A 15,032-nucleotide genomic window follows, 5' to 3' on the forward strand; every position below is an offset into this window, starting at 1 on the left:
CTGGGCGCCAGGGGGTGAGCCCCGCTCCGAGGTCGTGCAGGGCGGACGCGGCCGGCGCGCAGCCCATCCGACGGCCCAGCGCGGCGTCGGCGTCACCGCTCGTCCTCCTGCGGCCACGGGAGCACCTGGAAGACCACCGTCACCGGTTCATCGTGTGGCCCCAGTCCAGGGCGCGGTTGATGTTGTGGAGGTTGAAGCCGGGATGCGCGGCGGCGAGCTCGCTGTACTGCTCCTCGTACGCGCCCGGCTCCGGCGCGTACTGCCACCCGTCCTGGATCAGCTCCTCGGACCGGGCGATCGCCTCGTCGACGTCCTCGGCGGACCACAGGTCGCCGAGCACCCGGTGGATCTCGATCGGACCGATCCCATCGGCGAGGTACTGCCGGCCGTAACGGCGGTTGATGTAGTGCAGGGCGCACACGGCGTTGAGCACGTCATGCTGCCGGGCCTCGGCGATGTCCTGCGCCCGCCGTCGCAGGGACCACTGGCGCAGCCGGCCGAGCTGGGCGACGGCCTCGTCGAGGGCCGTCTCGTAGCGGTCCTCGTCGAACCCGGGGGCCTGGGCGCGGAGGCGGTCCAGCGCCGTGGCCCGGTCGATGCCGCCGGCGAGCAGCTCGCGGCCCTGGCGGGAGGAGGCCCTGTGCAGCCGGAGCTCACGCTCCTCGGATCCCGGGCCTTCGGTGGGAGTCACGGGCTCTCCTCGTTCGTCGGGGTGGCCCGGGTCGGCGCCGGTGCGGCGGTCAGCCGCCGATGTGGACCCTGACCCCGTCGAGGGGTTCCGGCGCGCCGAGAATGGCCGTGTAGTTCGTGATCGTGTTCCACACCGCGATCCGGACCTCCGTCTCGGTCATGCCGGAGGCGGCGTGGTGGACGGTGACCGACCAGCCGCGTCCCCCGAAGAAGGTGTTGACGTCGGTGACCACGATGCCCTGGGAGGCCAGGGCCTGGACCACGCCGTCGAGGACCGCGGGATCGGGGCCGTCGGTTCGGGCTGAAGGGGCGATGAGTGTCATGGCGGGGCGTCCTTTCGGTCGTGTCCCTGGAGCGGTGAGTGTCTGCTGTTCGGCACATCTCCATTCAGCGACATCGAGTCGCGAAAGTAATGCCCTCTCTTTGTCGGACAGTCCTCTCCGCCGGAAGGGTGGGAGGCCGGAGGTGAATGACCCATCGGTAGTTCCCTTCTGTGATCAGACCGTTTTGCGATCGACATCCCTACTGCTACGTAGGTCTGACGTGGGGATTTACATTTGTGTCACCTACTCATCCGATCCGGGGGGACACGATGAAAACTCTGAGCCGAAGCCTGATGGGCACCGCGCTGGCGGGGATGCTGCTGGCAGGAAGCCTGGCGACACCGGCCGCGGCGCACGACCGCGATCACAAGGACGGTTCGAAGACCCGCGACGACGACAAGGTCAACGTGGTGATCTACAAGGACAAGAGGCACGGCCGCGACAAGGTGGTCGAGCACAAGGACCTCAAGATCCGCGACGCCGTCAAGCTCGCCGACAAGTACTGCGACGTCCCGTGGCGCAAGCTGGAGTACAAGGCCAAGAAGGCGGAGAAGGACGACACCAAGGTCGAGGCCTGCGAGTACAAGAAGAACAAGAACACCAAGTTCCGCGTCGTGTTCGAGGACAACAAGGACAAGAAGTACGACTGGCGGGACCGGGACCGCGACCGGCACGACGACAAGAAGGACGACAAGAAGGACGACGACAAGCACGAGCACTGATGTTCTGAGCTCGTCCATCGAAGGTGCCCGTCCGCTCGCCGGACGGGCACCTTCCTCGTGCCCGGTCCCGTCCCGGCGGCGCTCCGGTCCCACGCCGCACGCCTCGGCCCCCGGCCGGTGGGCCGGTGATAGCTTTGTGCTCAGTCCACGTACTTTTCACGAGATCACACGGAGGCGGGCATGAGTCACACGGTAGGCCCCGGCGCGGGCGGCACCCCGAGGGCCGGGACAGGGGCGGGCCGGTCCGAGCCCGGTGCGGCGTCCATCGTCGACGTCGTCAAGGTGTTCGGGCGTCTGCTGCCCAAGCAGCTCAAGGACGAGCTCCAGCTCGCCAAGCTCGAGCTCACGGACAAGGCCAAGACCCTCGGCAAGGGAGCGGCCTTCGTCGTCGTCGGGCTGGTGTTCCTGCTGCTGGCCACGATCGCGCTCGTGGGCGCGGTCATCGCGGCCCTGTCCAAGGTCATGGAGCCGTGGCTCGCGGCCCTGCTGCTGGGCGTGCTGTTCCTCATCCTCCTGGGGATCGCCGCGCTGATCGGCGTGTCGACCATCAAGAAGGCGCTCCCGCTCGTCCCGCGCAAGGCCCTGTTCGGCGTCAAGTACGATCTCGGCGTCGTCAAGGAGGGCTCCGCCTACACCGAGAGCCGGGTCCAGCGCGAGGAGCAGCTCGCGCGGGAGCGCAAGGAGCAGGAGAAGCGCGAGGCCGCCCAGGACCCGGAGCGGCAGAAGCCCCCGGCGCCTACCGAGGAGCAGCTGCGGCACCGGCTCAAGCTGCGCCGCGAGCACCTCAAGACGCTCCGCGACGACGTCCAGGGCCGCGCCGAGACCATCACGTCCTCCACCAAGGGCTTCGTGGACCGCACCTCCCGCACGGTGAAGACGACCCCCAAGGACATCAAGGGCCTCCTGGCCCAGGGCGGCGCCCACCGCGGGACGAAGCCGGCCGGGCAGTCCGGTCTCGGCGAGCGCTGGCAGCCCCTGACGGTGCTGGCCGTCGCGGGGAGCGCGTTCGTGGTGTTCCTCCGCAAGCTGTTCCGCTGACGGCCCGCGTCCCGGGACCACGGGGGACGCGCCGGTCGGGCGAGGGCCCGGAAGCCAACGGCTTCCGGGCCCTCGCCGTGAGTTCACCCGGTGTCCACCGCGTGCGGCCCGGGCCGGGCGGCCCAGTCGATAGACTTCCGCACGTGAGCAGAGGTCGGTGGGTGTCGTGAACCAGTGGCTCGCCGTCGGCCTGGCCGTGCTCTCCGCGCTGTGCCTGGCGGTGGGGACGCAGAAGCAGGGCAGCGCCGTCGCCGACCGCGCCCGGGGACCCCTGCACCTCCGCACGATCCTGGCCCTGCTCCGCTGCCCGCGGTGGGTGCTCGGCCTCGTCCTGCTGGGCCTGGGCACCGGGCTCAACGTCGCCGCCCTCGGCCTGGCCACCGTGACCGTGGTGCAGCCCATCGGCGTGATCGCCCTCGTCGTCACCACCCTGCTCCACGCCCAGCACCGGCGGCTGCGGATCAACCGCCGGACCTGGGCCGCGATCCTCCTGTGCACCGCGGGCGGGGGAGCGTTCGTGGCGCTCGCGGTCGGGGCCACCGACCCGGCGCACGGGATCTCCTCGTGGGCCGAGCACACCGTCGTGGTGATGCTCGTGGTCCTCGTGGCCGTCCTGGGCTCGGCCGCCGCGCTGTTCCGCCACAGCCTCGGCGGCTCCTTCTACGTGGTGGGGGCGGGCGTGCTGTACGGCTTCGTCGCGGTGCTCGTGCGCCTGACCCTCACCCGTGTCCAGGGCAGCTCCGGGGGACCGTTCGACGACGTCAACTGGATCGCGGTGACCGCCGCCGTCGCCGCCGCCGTGCTCGGCGGGTGGTTCGTGCAGAGCGCCTTCGCCGGCGGTCCGCCGGACCTCGTGATCGCCGGGCTGACCGTCATCGACCCCATGGTCGGCGTCCTGCTGGGCCTGCTGGTCCTGGGCGAGGCCGGGGCGGGCCTCACCCTGGTGACGGGACTTCTCATGACCGCCGCCGGCACGGTTGCTATAGTCGGGGTCGCCGTTCTCTCCCAGCACCATCCCGAGGTCCTCGAGCGCCGCGCCGACCTCGCCCGGCAGGGCCGGGCCGCGGTGGACCGGGGCGTGCCGGCACCGCCCCCGCCAGCATCCGACCGACCAGCACACGACCGACCGGGAAGCCACCCTTGAGCGCCGAGAACACGAACCCCGACCGACCCCTCACCGTCCTGCTGGGTGCGGAGACGTACCCGCCGGACGTCAACGGGGCCGCCCAGTTCGCCCACCGCCTGGCCCGGGGGCTGCAGGAGCGGGGCCACCAGGTGCACGTCGCCTGTGCCCGCACCTCGCCGGGGCCCACCGTCCGCGCGGACCGCGAGGGCATCGTGGAGCACCGGCTGCGCTCCCACCACGCGTTCACCCACCCGTACTTCCGGTTCTGCCTGCCGTGGGAGATCGCCCCCGACGTCCGCCGGCTGTTCGACGAGGTCCGCCCCGACGTGGTGCATCTGCAGTGCCACCACATCATCGGCCGGATGCTCGCACGCGAGGCGCGCCGCCGCGGCATCCGCACGGTCGGCACGAACCACTTCGTCCCGGAGAACATGGAGCCGTTCCTGCCGTTCCCGCAGTGGTTCCTCGCCGTGTACCGGTCGGTGTGCTGGCGGGACATGGTGCGCGTCTTCGGCCGCTGCGACGTGATCACCGCGCCCACCCCGCTGGCGGTCGAGACGATGCGCCGCAACGGCTTCCCCGACTCTGTGCTGGCCGTGTCCAACGGCATCCGGATCGCCGACTACGAGCCCCGCCCGGGGGAGCACCCGGAGCCCGCGGAGCACCCCACCGTGCTCTTCACAGGACGGCTCGCCATCGAGAAGAACGTGGACGTGCTCATCGAGGCCCTGTCCCTGCTGCCCGCCGGCCTCGACGCCCGGCTGGAGCTCGCCGGCGACGGGGAGCAGCGCCCCGCCCTCGAGGAGCTGGCCCGGGCCCTGGGAGTGGCCGACCGGGTGCACTTCCTGGGATACGTGCCCGACGAGGAGCTGCGTGCCGCCTACCTGCGCGCGGACGTCTTCTGCCAGCCCGGCACGGCAGAGCTGCAGTCCCTGGTGACGCTCGAGGCGATGTCCGCGTCCCGTCCCGTGGTGCTCGCCGACGCCCAGGCCCTGCCGCACCTGGTCGAGGACGGTGTCAACGGGTGGCTGTTCGCGCCCGGCGACGCCCGGGACCTGGCCGGCAAGCTCGCCCGCGTGCTGGGCGCTCCGGCGGAGGAGCGCGAGCGGATGGGCCGGGAGAGCCGGCACAAGGTCGCCCGGCACAGCTTTCCGCGCACCCTCGAGACGTTCCTGCGCCTCTACCGCGGAGAGGCCGCGGAGCCCCTGCCGGCGCGCGCGGCGCTGCCCCTGCGCGGCAGGCTCCGCGCGTTCTCGCGCGTGCGGTAACGTTGTCCTGCGCCGCCGGGCCCGACCCGGCGCGGGGCCGTAGCTCAGCTGGTCAGAGCAGAGGACTCATAATCCTTCGGTCGTGGGTTCAAGCCCCACCGGCCCTACAAAACCCCCGGTGACTAGGCGTTATGCCCGGTCGCCGGGGGCTTTTTCATGTCCACCTTACCTAAACCCGCCCCAATCACGGGTCAAAGTGTCAAGAACTCCCCGAGCACGTCAGTGTGATCCGGAACATCCTCGACCGACTCGACGTAGTGGGCCCTCGTCGTCGCCACAGAGTCATGACCAAGTTGGTCCCGCGCCGCCTCATCCCCGAGACGCCGTGCCAGCAGCGTCGCAACGGACTTCCGCGCAACATGGGGTGTCACCCACTCGAAGCCGGCAGTCTTCATCTGCGTCCGCCACGTCTTGCGGAAGTTGTGCGGGTCCATGAGCCCGCCCCGGGCGTTGGGGAACATCAGGTCATCGGAACCACGGGACTCCCATCGTGCCCTCAGAACGTCCACCAGAGCCCCGGGGAGCCTGTAGCGCGGCGTCTGGTGAGTCTTTGTGTGTTCCTGCCGTTCCAGGCCCGCAGAAGAGCGCACAACGGTTCCTGTGAGCACTAGCGTCCCCGCCTCGAGGTCAACGTCAGCCCAGCGCAGGGCCAGGACCGACCCGATACGGGCGCCCGTGCCGAGCATGACCATCAGCGCATCCCGCACGTCCCCGGGAGGCAGCGACGACAGCAGCCCGTGAGCCTGACGAGGATTGAGTGAGACAACCTCGCGCCGGCCCGTCTTGGGGATCGACACAGCCTTGGCAGGGTTCTGTTGCAACGCCCCGTGATCCACGGCGATTTGCAGGACCCCGACCAGGACCGTCCGACAGAGTTTCGCGGTCGCGGCCCCGTGATCGGTCTCGACGTCCCGGAGGAACGCCCCGACCGGACCAGTCTGGACCTCACGTAGATGGAGGTCTCCGACCCTGGGTCGAATGTACTTCTCGACAATCTCCCGGTAGCGGCGTTTGGTCTGCGCCGCGTATCGGTCGGCCCCCTCGATCCCTGTGAGCCATCGTTCCGCCGTGGTGCCCAGCTTCTCGTCCGCGCTCATGGTGCCACCCGTGGGCAGCATGTCCCGGTGCGCGGTCATCAGGGCCCGTTTGGCGGCTCCTTGGGTGGTCCCACGTCGTTCTAGTCGCCGGCGCTTTCCTGTGGTCTCTCGTGCCCATGCTGTCGCCACCCATGCCCCGGAGGGTGCGCGGTGGTAGCTGATAGCTCCGAGGGTTCCTGGTGGTAATGCTGGTCTGCCCATGCGCTCATGCTAGCCGATACCCCTAACGCCTTGTGACGACTTGTGATGCCTTGTGATGCCTTGTTTTGCTAGGTCGCACCATATACCGGATTGTTCCGCGTAGGACACGGACGAACATAAAGTTTGTGTGATCTTAGTCACACTTATTATCCACACCTTGATGCCAACTTCCCCGGATTCCCGGGAGTCTTGACGCAGAAGAGCTGTGGAAAACTCGACGCATAGCACTCTGGAGAGCCGGATGCAAGTCACAAACGCAACATTACCCGCTATGCTGTAAGAGTCAGGGAAGGTGCCCCGCAGTTACACGGAGCGGGGCGGGGCAGCAGGAGGGGTCTAACTAGTGAACGCACAAGGCATGAGCAAGACGGACATCATCGCCGTACTCCTTGCAGAAGTGGACGACGAGGGGAAGCCCGTAATCACGTTCAGCAAGGCGTGCAAACTCGCGGTTCGCATCATGCGCGGGGACACTCCCGCAGAGATCACCAACCGCCCCGACGCCTTCCGGCACATCACATACCGGGATGACACCGGCGAACAAGCTGTGAGGAACGTCCTCGAGGAGCAGCACCAACGAAAGGCGGCATAAATGGAATGGTTCACGCTAGATGAAGTAGCCGCCCGCTACAAGGTCCCTAAGAAGACCGTTTACAACTGGAACACCACCGGCACGGGCCCCGAATACATCCGCGCAGGGCGACACGTGCGATATTCCTCCGATTCACTGTCGGCTTGGGAGGAAGCGCAGCGCGTTTAGGCAAACAAAAAGTTGGGGCCGATCCCCTCACGGACCGACCCCAAACCATCAACATTGACCATTATACGGCACCGCAACCAATAGCGGCACCGACCTCTACACAAGTTCGAGAATCCACGGCGAATCCAGAGATAGCCGAAACCATCAACACCGTGGAGTTATCTTGACGACAGAATTCAATACCACACCTCAGGACATTTCCGGGGTGTGGTATCCCGACTGCGATCACCTCATCCCCTACCTGGTGACCTACAGGGCTAAGCACTCCCAGCCGCTCAACCGGGCAGACCTTGCCCGTTGGATGAAGTCCCCGGAGGTGCGGGCGTGGTGACCGAGTTCAACCCCGCGGCCCCGTTCGGTGTCATCTCCGACGATGGGCACGTGTACGACCTCCCCCCGATTGACTCGAGCTTCCCCCGCACGACCCGTGACGCATGGGTAGCCGACATGGCAGAGCAATATGGCCCCGAATGGCTCGACCGCTGGGAGAACGCCACCACCGGAAAGGCTCTTCCTAAGGCTCTTCCTAGCCCTGACGTATCACTAGGAAGTGCGGGAGAGCGGGGAGAGCAGGAAGAGCCCCGGCCTGTCCTCCAGCTCCGCAAGCTCTCCACCATGAAAACCCCTCCGCCAACACGATGGATCGGAACCGGGTTCATCCCCCGCGCCGAAATCACTGTGCTCGTGGGTGACGAGGGTATCGGTAAGTCCCTCGCATGGGTTGCGGTCGCCGCAGCAGTCACCACGGGTACACCGTTCCCACCGTTCAACATCCCCGCACGGGAACCCGCCGACGTGGTGCTCATCATCACCGAGGACGGGCCCGGAGAAGTGAGGGAACGTCTCAAGGTTGCCGGCGCTGACCTCGACCGGGTGTTCGTGTTCTCCGCTGACGACGACGGCACGGGCTCTCCCGTGTTCGGGCACAGCACCAAGGAAGGCGCGTTCCAAGCCCTCCGGACCTATCTCGAGGACGAGAGCCTCAACCCTGCGTTGCTGGTGGTGGACGCCTGGCTAGACACCGTTCAAGGCAACCTCAACATCAAAGACACGCAGCAGGCGAGGCAGGCCCTTCATCCGTGGAAGGTCACGGCGTCCCGGCACGACCTCTCCGTCATGCTTCTCACACACACGAACCGGATGGACACCGGGAACACCCGCAACAAGATGGGCGGCACAGCAGCTCTACGGCAGAAGGCCCGCATGGTGCTGTACGCGGCCCGTCCGCCGGCGGTGGAAGGTGACAACGTTCAGCGACTCATCATCGGCCCGGAGAAGTCCAACGTGACCGGCCTGGCAAACGCCATCGGCTTCGACGTGGACGTCGTGCAGGTACGTGAGAGGACGGACGAGGACCCGGGGACCACGGCCCGTATCGCTAACCCCACGGACATGGGTGAACCCGTGCGGGAGCTTGTGGGCAAGTGGCACCAGGAGACCAGAGAGACAACCGGAGGCTCCGACCCGGATGAGGTAGCCCGCATGCTGCTCCGCAGCTTCATGCAGGGCAGGGACGCGGTGAACCCCAATGACGTGAAGGCGCATTTGAGGGAAAACGGTGTCGGGAAAACTCGCCTTGAACGGGTGATGCGCGAACTGGGGCAGTCGAAACAGGTTGGTGCCGCCCATTGGGAATACAGGCTCACGACCGACGACCAGCAGTAACCGCTCTTCCTGCTCTCCCTACACTTCCGCTCTCCCTGGTGACAGGTAGTGCCTAGGAAGAGCCCCGGGAAGAGCCCCCTCACACCTCAGGAGAATCCATGCCCGACACCATGCCGGACCTCACCAAGCTCTGTAAGACGAAAGCCGATTGGCAGGAAGCAGCCGAACAGCTTCAACGCCGGAACCACCGACTCCAGGAGCTCAATCACCAACTAGCCATTCAGCTGGCACAGGCGAAGTTGAACGGGGGCACCCGTTGACCATCGCCGCGCTCTATGAAGAGTTCGCGGCACTTGAAGCCCGGCTCACCGCGATCGAGCGCCACATCGGCGCGATCGCCAAGTCAAACGACCACATCTCAGATCAGCTCGCGCAGCTCTGCTGGAGCATCGACCGCGGAGCCACCAAGGAGACCCGATGACGTACTCATACCGCGGTCATAACCGCGACCGCTTCAACTTCAAGCCCACGAACGCCGGCAGCAAGAACCCTGCTGTCCTGGTGGAGCACCCCGGTGGTGCGTTTGTCGTGCCCTTGGACGCGCTCGAGACGTTCGTGGACGACCTCCGCCAGTGCGGTGCGGGTGCCCGGCGGAACTGGGCCATGCGGAACGCACCGAGCATCCTGCCCTGACCCGCAGCACCACACAGACACTCACGGAAGCCCCACCGAGCAGCACAGGTGGGGTTTTTCCATGCCAAGCAACAGACAGGAATGAAAGACTATGGCGCTTCACGCCAAGACCAACGCCGACGGAATCGGCTACATCGGCTCTGAGTCCACTTTCGAGGCTGGCGTTTCCAGCGTGTTCGAGACCGGCACGAAGTTCATGGCCGACACCGTCGGAATCCTCATGCGGAACTCCAAGTGGCTTCGCCCCGCGCTCAGCTCCAGTGACACGCTGGACACCCCCGTTTTCTCCGGTGTCTACCCGATCAACTCGTCCTCCACGGCCACCGCGCTGGGGATGCCCACCCCCTCATTCGGGGTTGTGGAAATCATCATCCACAACGACACCCACAAGCGCGCCACCTGGATGCCCGCTGACGGGGCCGGCAGCTGGGTCCGGCACAAGACCAACGGGACCTGGGGTGCGTGGAAGCAGTCTGCGGAACTGTGGAACCGCCGCGTGCTGTCCTCGGCCGACAACCTCGACACCCTCACCGATCAGGGCGTGTTCTACGTCTACTCTGGCACGGTCTCCACCGCCCTGGGGCTCCCCTTCAACGGTGTCGGCATCGTGGAGAACCTCATCGTGGGCAACACCACCAAGCAGACGACCCGGCCCGTCATCGGCACCCAGGAATGGACCCGCCACAAGACCGGCGGCGTCTGGTATCCGTGGGCCGAGATCGCCCCCGCCGTGGCGTCCCCGAAGCAGACCACCCCCGGCTCCGGCGTGAAGACCGTACCCCTGGCGCTGACTGCTGGCACGACCGAGACGAACACCGACATCGTCGGCCGCTCCGTGCGGGTCCCTGTCCAGTACGGGGCCACGATCCCGAGGTGGCGGGTGCACGTGCGGAACTGGCACACCCGCACTGGCGGGACGGTCAACACCTCCCACGCCCTCACCGGGGTGTGGATCGGCAAGGGCTCCACCACCACCGGGGCCTACACCGCGACCCCGACGCAGGTCGCTGGGGCAGCAACGATCCCCGCAGGAACCACCGAGTGGGTCTCGTCGTGGATCAACCACGAGCTGCCCGCCGACGTGGAGCACCTGCTGAGCTTCGGCATCAACAACGCCACCGCCACCACCGCCGCCTACCCCTTGGGCCACGCCTGGATCACCTACGCAGCCGCGGACACCACAGCTCTCGAGGCGGGGTCCGTGGTCAACCGGGTGCCGTTCGACTGGTGGATCGAAGCCGAAGTGCCCGTGCACGTCCCGGCAGTGGCAGCCTACGGCGATTCCATCACCGCCGGCACTGGTGCGACCCGCCCGGTGTTCGACTCCTGGCCCTCCCAGCACGGGCGCCTCAACGGGTTCCTGCCCGTCCACTACGCCTGGCCCGGGACAGGGATGACCGAGCACCTCACCCCAGGTGACCACATCTGGGGTATCTACGGGGCCACGGACAAGCCCGACGCGGTGATCCACTTCATGGGCCAGAACGACGTCGGCAACGGGGTGGCGCTGGCCACGGTGCAGGAGAGGTTCAACACCACGGTGGACCTGCTCCGCGACAAGGTTGCCCCGGTCGTGCACGCAGCCACCATCACCCCGGCATCCACCAAGACCACCGAGGTCATGGACGTCCAGCGGGCCTACAACGACTGGCTGCGCACCATGCCCAAGGGCGTGCGATCGATCATCGACTTCGCGGCCCTGGTGGGCAACCCCGAGCAGACCGGCCTCCAGGCGCAGTACGACTCCGGGGACGGACTGCACCCCAACACCGCCGCCTACACGGCCATGGGCAACGCAACCCCGAAGAGTGTCACCTCGAAGCCGCTGGAACCAAGGATCAAGGACACCGGAACCCGAGACATCACCACCACCAAAACGGCGTCAGTGAATGGCGGGTCGGTGTTCATCCGCCGCCGCGACGACCTCGTCATGGTGATGTTCAACGGGGTGAGCGTGAACACCGCCGGCCACATCAATATCGTCCCGCTCCCGGTGGGGCTGCGCCCCAAGAGCATTACCGGGGCGAACTGGCGTAACGGGCTCGTCGTTGACGACGCCGGCACCAGCGTACGGAACACCAGCTACTTCAACGGGTTCCTGCGAATCCTCGGGGCCGAGACCGGAAAGGTCTACCAGGGCACCGTGTGGTTCTACGCAGACGGGGATCTTCCCACCCCGTACCCCGGCACCGCCGCATAAGGAGAGACATGGAAAACCAGGAAGTCACACTCGACGATTTCTTCGCCCACTACGCGGGACTAACATTCGAGGAATTCGAAAAACGCCTCGGAGGGCTCACGCTCGAGGAAATCGACGCCAACCCCCTCCGCTAACACCGCAGCACCACCACGGCCCGTCCCTGGGCATCACCAGGGACGGGCCACCCATTTAAGGAGCCCCCCTTGATCGTCATCGTCCCCGTCTGGGAAATCGCCGTCACCATCGCCCGCGTAACCCTCGCCCTCCTCGGATAAGGAAAGAAATGCCCCGCGCACGAGTACGCCCCTGGTCCTGGCACGACGACAACAGCGCCACACCCGGGGCAATGATCATGACCGAAGACGGCAAAGAAAGCCGCCAAGTATTCATCCCGATCCACAAGATCACCGCTATCAGCGATCAGCTCATCGACATCCTCGAGCAGTACGAAGCCAAGGAGCAGTAATCCCCATGTTCACCACTCGCCCCGAAAACGCGGCAACTAACCTCAAGGTCTCGGAAACGATCGAAGCAGCACCCGCCCGCATGCGAACCCCCGAAGGCGATGTGCTCGAGGCCGTGGCGATCTTCACCGGACGCAGAGTTACAGTCGTGCTCACCACCGAAGCCGCCCGCCGGCTCGCATTCGAGATCGCTGATGCCCTCGAGGTCCACACCCGGGAAAAGCCCGTAAAGCGCGACACCGCCACCAACGACCACTTCGCCGGCCTGGCCGACCGATGATCCCGAACTACCAACCATTAGTCGCGGTATTCACAGACGGGACGCAAACACCGGTAGCGGCATTCAACGCCAAAGGCCGGGCGCTCATCGCATCAAGTAACGGCGACCTCGTCATCGCAGCACAGCAACCCCGATTTCACCGAATCACCACGAAGGAGTAACACCAATGGAAATCAGCACCAGCAGCACCGCAGACCTTAAGCAGCACCTCACCGAAATCGCCGCAGAACAGGAACACCGCCGCAACACCGGAGAACGCGGAGCCCCAGGCGGAAACGGCTACATCAAGGCCATGTCCGACGAATCACTACGGGATCACCAGCTGTACATCCTGCGGGAAACCACCCGCCGCGAATCCAGCGCCCGCCACCACGCCTACTTCACCAAGTAACCCTTAGACCTAGGAGAAACAACCATGAGCATTAACCGCACCGTGAAGACCGGCATCACCTCCGACATCCTCGAGACCGCCGTCCCCGAATGGGCCACGCTCCGCGACACCGCCACCCGGCTCCGCGCCGAGGTCAAGCGCCGACAGGCCGACCGCCCCACCACCCTCCAGGCGAACAGCGCCGTGTCTGACGCTCTCCTCACCGCTGACGGCCCCGCCGCCATGCAGAGCGTGTTGGACCAGGCACGCGCCGAGCAGTACCGCCGGGAGGCCGAGACGCACGACCTCGCAGCCCTCGCCGCCGCCATGGACCGGGCAGAGCACCAGCTCACCGCACTCGAGCAGGACTCGACCGAAGCCGTCTGCGAGGAAATCCGGGGACGTGTCGCCACCATCGCATCGAAGGTCTACGGGCTCCGCCACCGCCCCCTGTCCGCACAGGAAGCGATCGACAAGGACGCCGCGAACGAATGGAAGGTGCTCCAGCAGCTCGCCGCCGAGTGGCAGCAGCTCGTCAACGCGTACACGGCACTTACCCGGCACACCGTGAGCGGACCCGAGGTCACGATCCTCGCCGCCGCCGCGTTCACCGGCGACCCGCTGAACGTGCACCCCTACATGATCGGACGACGACAGGCGGCAGCTAAGCCCAATGCCGTCCCGCAGCCGGGCTCCTTCCACGAGGCCATGCTCCGATGGGCGGCAGCAGCGCCGGCAACCCGCTTCGACACCGAAGAGCCCAGGGGCGGACGCATCCCCAAGGACACCGACCCGATCACCTGGCTCGTGTACCTCGCAGACCAGGGCGCACTGGTGGTCAACGACCCCTCCGAGGCCATCGCGCTGTGGAGCGCAGCCGAGGCAGCCACCGACGACCTGAGCCCCCACTCGGCAGAGTCCCGGGCCATGGCCCGCGCCCAGTACGCCGCACTCATCGGAGACGACCAGCTCGAGACCGTCGCGGACCTTGAGCCGATCCTCACCGCCTCGAAGAAGCGGCGTCGCGGTTCTATCTTCGCCTAACCAACAGCACCACACAGCACGACCACGCGGCCCCGTACTCACACAGTGCGGGGCCGCACCCGTGCACGAGGAGACCACATGCCAGTCAACAGACAACACCGTACATACCGGGAACGGCGCAACGTCGCAAAGAATATGTTCGCCCGACAGAACGCGCCGTGTCATATCTGCGACGGGAAGCTAGGACCAATCGACTACGAAGGCGAAGCGGGAATGCCATTGTCTTTCGATTTGGATCATAAGATACCTGTTAGCCAAGGCGGATCAATGCTTGACCTCAATAACTTTGCTGCCTCGCATGCTCGTTGTAATAGGTCAAAGGGCGACGGCACCAGACGACGACGCGCAGACGTCGATATCGACATGGATACGCCGCCACCGTCACCCATCAGGCGCACAACCTATTGGGGAAATATGAAACCGCCGTCGGAAGACAACGGCATCCCGCCGTTCAAGTGGTATTGAAATCAAAAGAGACCATGACCCGGTTACCCCTACCCTCCGGGTATTGGATACCCCTGGTCCGGCATTGGCCACATTCTTGTAGGTCGTGTGAGTATGACGGACCTATTTTCATGCCCGGGGGAGGCTCTGTGTGGCGTTCTCCCGGCTTTATGGGGTTCTGGTGTCCCTGTGGAGGGGTGTGGTGTTTGGGGCGCTTAGATCGCCGTTTGTGCGTTGTTTGATTGTGTAAGTGTTTGGAAGGTGGTTGTTTTGGAACAGTATTTGCGCCCTGTGGAGGGCGCTAAGGAAGAGGTGCGGCGGGCTCCGCGGGTTCCTCATGGGCTCGGCAAGGACGGAAAAGAGCTGTGGCGTTCCGTGGTGAAGGATTTTGACCTCACGGAATCGGAGCTGAACATTCTGGCGGAGTGCGCCCGGTTGAAGGATGACCTCAAGAAGTTGCGGGAGATTGTGGAGCGCGACGGGATCATGCAGGACTCTCCGCAGGGCCGGCGAGTTCATCCTGCGCAGGTGGAGATCCGCAACAGCTCGAAGCTCCTGGGGCAGCACCTCGCATCTTTGCGTCTTCCGTTCGCGGATGATGAGGGCGGCTCCGCTGGTAAGCCACGGGGTTTCTTGGCGGCGCGTCAGCATGGCTAGGCGGCACCGAGCGCAGGTCCCTGCTGGTGCCCTGACGTTCGTGGATTTCT

21 protein-coding genes and 1 tRNA gene are annotated in these 15,032 nt (G+C 66.0%); 19 read left to right on the top strand and 3 right to left on the bottom strand.

Annotation, left to right across the window (positions count from 1 at the left end; all coding sequences use genetic code 11):
- Positions 1-139: 139 nt before the first annotated feature.
- On the bottom strand, positions 140-691 hold the full coding sequence (locus IEW07_RS01565; RefSeq protein ID WP_188534058.1) for a hypothetical protein: 552 nt from the start codon (positions 689-691) through the stop codon (positions 140-142).
- Between the two features lie 49 nt (positions 692-740).
- On the bottom strand, positions 741-1,013 hold the full coding sequence (locus IEW07_RS01570; RefSeq protein ID WP_188534059.1) for a hypothetical protein: 273 nt from the start codon (positions 1,011-1,013) through the stop codon (positions 741-743).
- A gap of 269 nt (positions 1,014-1,282) precedes the next feature.
- Between IEW07_RS01570 and IEW07_RS01575 the strand changes: the two genes are divergently transcribed.
- The 5 genes from IEW07_RS01575 (at position 1,283) to IEW07_RS01595 (ending at position 5,274) form a co-directional block, all read left to right on the top strand.
- Positions 1,283-1,735 carry a hypothetical protein gene (locus IEW07_RS01575; protein ID WP_188534060.1) on the top strand — a complete coding sequence of 151 codons (453 nt, stop codon included), beginning with the start codon at positions 1,283-1,285 and terminating at the stop codon, positions 1,733-1,735.
- Between the two features lie 180 nt (positions 1,736-1,915).
- Positions 1,916-2,773, top strand: a complete 858-nt coding sequence (locus IEW07_RS01580) for a phage holin family protein (protein ID WP_188534061.1) — start codon at positions 1,916-1,918, stop codon at positions 2,771-2,773.
- 166 nt (positions 2,774-2,939) lie between these two features.
- Positions 2,940-3,917 carry a DMT family transporter gene (locus tag IEW07_RS01585; protein WP_188534062.1) on the top strand — a complete coding sequence of 326 codons (978 nt, stop codon included), beginning with the start codon at positions 2,940-2,942 and terminating at the stop codon, positions 3,915-3,917.
- Positions 3,914-5,167 (top strand): glycosyltransferase, encoded by a 1,254-nt coding sequence (locus IEW07_RS01590; protein ID WP_188534063.1) that lies wholly within the window; start codon positions 3,914-3,916, stop codon positions 5,165-5,167. The genes IEW07_RS01585 and IEW07_RS01590 overlap by 4 nt, the downstream gene beginning before the upstream one ends.
- A gap of 33 nt (positions 5,168-5,200) precedes the next feature.
- A tRNA-Ile gene (locus IEW07_RS01595) sits at positions 5,201-5,274 on the top strand.
- An 84-nt stretch (positions 5,275-5,358) separates the two neighbouring features.
- Here the strand turns inward: IEW07_RS01595 and IEW07_RS01600 are convergent.
- A complete protein-coding gene (locus IEW07_RS01600; protein ID WP_188534064.1) occupies positions 5,359-6,264 on the bottom strand; it encodes a tyrosine-type recombinase/integrase in 906 nt (301 codons plus the stop codon).
- A gap of 559 nt (positions 6,265-6,823) precedes the next feature.
- Here IEW07_RS01600 and IEW07_RS01605 point away from each other — a divergent pair.
- The 14 genes from IEW07_RS01605 to IEW07_RS01665 all read left to right on the top strand — a co-directional run bounded on the left by IEW07_RS01605 (position 6,824) and on the right by IEW07_RS01665 (position 14,982).
- Positions 6,824-7,057, top strand: a complete 234-nt coding sequence (locus IEW07_RS01605) for a hypothetical protein (RefSeq protein WP_188534065.1) — start codon at positions 6,824-6,826, stop codon at positions 7,055-7,057.
- A complete protein-coding gene (locus tag IEW07_RS21720; RefSeq protein WP_188534066.1) occupies positions 7,058-7,225 on the top strand; it encodes a helix-turn-helix transcriptional regulator in 168 nt (55 codons plus the stop codon). It begins immediately after the preceding gene.
- A gap of 327 nt (positions 7,226-7,552) precedes the next feature.
- Complete coding sequence (locus tag IEW07_RS01615) at positions 7,553-8,890, top strand: AAA family ATPase (protein WP_188534067.1); 1,338 nt, start codon at positions 7,553-7,555, stop codon at positions 8,888-8,890.
- A gap of 98 nt (positions 8,891-8,988) precedes the next feature.
- Entirely contained in the window at positions 8,989-9,150 is a 162-nt protein-coding gene (locus IEW07_RS01620) for a hypothetical protein (protein WP_188534068.1), read from the top strand.
- Positions 9,147-9,311, top strand: a complete 165-nt coding sequence (locus IEW07_RS01625) for a hypothetical protein (RefSeq protein ID WP_188534069.1) — start codon at positions 9,147-9,149, stop codon at positions 9,309-9,311. The genes IEW07_RS01620 and IEW07_RS01625 overlap by 4 nt, the downstream gene beginning before the upstream one ends.
- Entirely contained in the window at positions 9,308-9,523 is a 216-nt protein-coding gene (locus tag IEW07_RS01630; protein WP_188534070.1) for a hypothetical protein, read from the top strand. Before IEW07_RS01625 ends, IEW07_RS01630 begins: the two co-directional genes overlap by 4 nt.
- Before the next feature lie 91 nt (positions 9,524-9,614).
- The gene (locus IEW07_RS01635; RefSeq protein ID WP_188534071.1) at positions 9,615-11,723 is read left to right on the top strand and encodes a GDSL-type esterase/lipase family protein; all 2,109 of its coding nucleotides are present in this window, start codon (positions 9,615-9,617) and stop codon (positions 11,721-11,723) included.
- An 8-nt stretch (positions 11,724-11,731) separates the two neighbouring features.
- Entirely contained in the window at positions 11,732-11,857 is a 126-nt protein-coding gene (locus IEW07_RS21385) for a hypothetical protein (RefSeq protein ID WP_268235511.1), read from the top strand.
- A gap of 149 nt (positions 11,858-12,006) precedes the next feature.
- The gene (locus IEW07_RS01640; protein ID WP_188534072.1) at positions 12,007-12,189 is read left to right on the top strand and encodes a hypothetical protein; all 183 of its coding nucleotides are present in this window, start codon (positions 12,007-12,009) and stop codon (positions 12,187-12,189) included.
- A 5-nt stretch (positions 12,190-12,194) separates the two neighbouring features.
- Positions 12,195-12,467, top strand: coding sequence for a hypothetical protein (locus tag IEW07_RS01645; protein WP_188534073.1), 273 nt, complete (start codon positions 12,195-12,197; stop codon positions 12,465-12,467).
- A 166-nt stretch (positions 12,468-12,633) separates the two neighbouring features.
- The gene (locus IEW07_RS01650) at positions 12,634-12,858 is read left to right on the top strand and encodes a hypothetical protein (RefSeq protein ID WP_188534074.1); all 225 of its coding nucleotides are present in this window, start codon (positions 12,634-12,636) and stop codon (positions 12,856-12,858) included.
- A gap of 24 nt (positions 12,859-12,882) precedes the next feature.
- The gene (locus IEW07_RS01655; protein ID WP_188534075.1) at positions 12,883-13,881 is read left to right on the top strand and encodes a hypothetical protein; all 999 of its coding nucleotides are present in this window, start codon (positions 12,883-12,885) and stop codon (positions 13,879-13,881) included.
- Between the two features lie 78 nt (positions 13,882-13,959).
- The gene (locus IEW07_RS01660; RefSeq protein ID WP_188534076.1) at positions 13,960-14,346 is read left to right on the top strand and encodes an HNH endonuclease; all 387 of its coding nucleotides are present in this window, start codon (positions 13,960-13,962) and stop codon (positions 14,344-14,346) included.
- Between the two features lie 240 nt (positions 14,347-14,586).
- Complete coding sequence (locus IEW07_RS01665) at positions 14,587-14,982, top strand: terminase (RefSeq protein ID WP_188534077.1); 396 nt, start codon at positions 14,587-14,589, stop codon at positions 14,980-14,982.
- Positions 14,983-15,032 lie beyond the last annotated feature (50 nt).

Origin of the sequence: Kocuria dechangensis (genome assembly GCF_014636775.1) — a bacterium.
Lineage (GTDB): Bacteria > Actinomycetota > Actinomycetes > Actinomycetales > Micrococcaceae > Kocuria > Kocuria dechangensis.

What these genes read in the sequence shown, in the direction of transcription:
- IEW07_RS01575 (WP_188534060.1), top strand. Translation starts at nt 1,283, where the DNA reads ATGAAAACTCTGAGCCGAAGCCTGATGGGCACCGCGCTGGCGGGGATG.
- IEW07_RS01600 (WP_188534064.1), bottom strand. Translation starts at nt 6,264, where the DNA reads ATGAGCGCGGACGAGAAGCTGGGCACCACGGCGGAACGATGGCTCACA.
- IEW07_RS21720 (WP_188534066.1), top strand. Translation starts at nt 7,058, where the DNA reads ATGGAATGGTTCACGCTAGATGAAGTAGCCGCCCGCTACAAGGTCCCT.
- IEW07_RS21385 (WP_268235511.1), top strand. Translation starts at nt 11,732, where the DNA reads ATGGAAAACCAGGAAGTCACACTCGACGATTTCTTCGCCCACTACGCG.
- IEW07_RS01645 (WP_188534073.1), top strand. Translation starts at nt 12,195, where the DNA reads ATGTTCACCACTCGCCCCGAAAACGCGGCAACTAACCTCAAGGTCTCG.
- IEW07_RS01640 (WP_188534072.1), top strand. Translation starts at nt 12,007, where the DNA reads ATGCCCCGCGCACGAGTACGCCCCTGGTCCTGGCACGACGACAACAGC.
- IEW07_RS01660 (WP_188534076.1), top strand. Translation starts at nt 13,960, where the DNA reads ATGCCAGTCAACAGACAACACCGTACATACCGGGAACGGCGCAACGTC.
- IEW07_RS01605 (WP_188534065.1), top strand. Translation starts at nt 6,824, where the DNA reads ATGAGCAAGACGGACATCATCGCCGTACTCCTTGCAGAAGTGGACGAC.
- IEW07_RS01655 (WP_188534075.1), top strand. Translation starts at nt 12,883, where the DNA reads ATGAGCATTAACCGCACCGTGAAGACCGGCATCACCTCCGACATCCTC.
- IEW07_RS01650 (WP_188534074.1), top strand. Translation starts at nt 12,634, where the DNA reads ATGGAAATCAGCACCAGCAGCACCGCAGACCTTAAGCAGCACCTCACC.
- IEW07_RS01630 (WP_188534070.1), top strand. Translation starts at nt 9,308, where the DNA reads ATGACGTACTCATACCGCGGTCATAACCGCGACCGCTTCAACTTCAAG.
- IEW07_RS01620 (WP_188534068.1), top strand. Translation starts at nt 8,989, where the DNA reads ATGCCCGACACCATGCCGGACCTCACCAAGCTCTGTAAGACGAAAGCC.
- IEW07_RS01580 (WP_188534061.1), top strand. Translation starts at nt 1,916, where the DNA reads ATGAGTCACACGGTAGGCCCCGGCGCGGGCGGCACCCCGAGGGCCGGG.
- IEW07_RS01635 (WP_188534071.1), top strand. Translation starts at nt 9,615, where the DNA reads ATGGCGCTTCACGCCAAGACCAACGCCGACGGAATCGGCTACATCGGC.
- IEW07_RS01570 (WP_188534059.1), bottom strand. Translation starts at nt 1,013, where the DNA reads ATGACACTCATCGCCCCTTCAGCCCGAACCGACGGCCCCGATCCCGCG.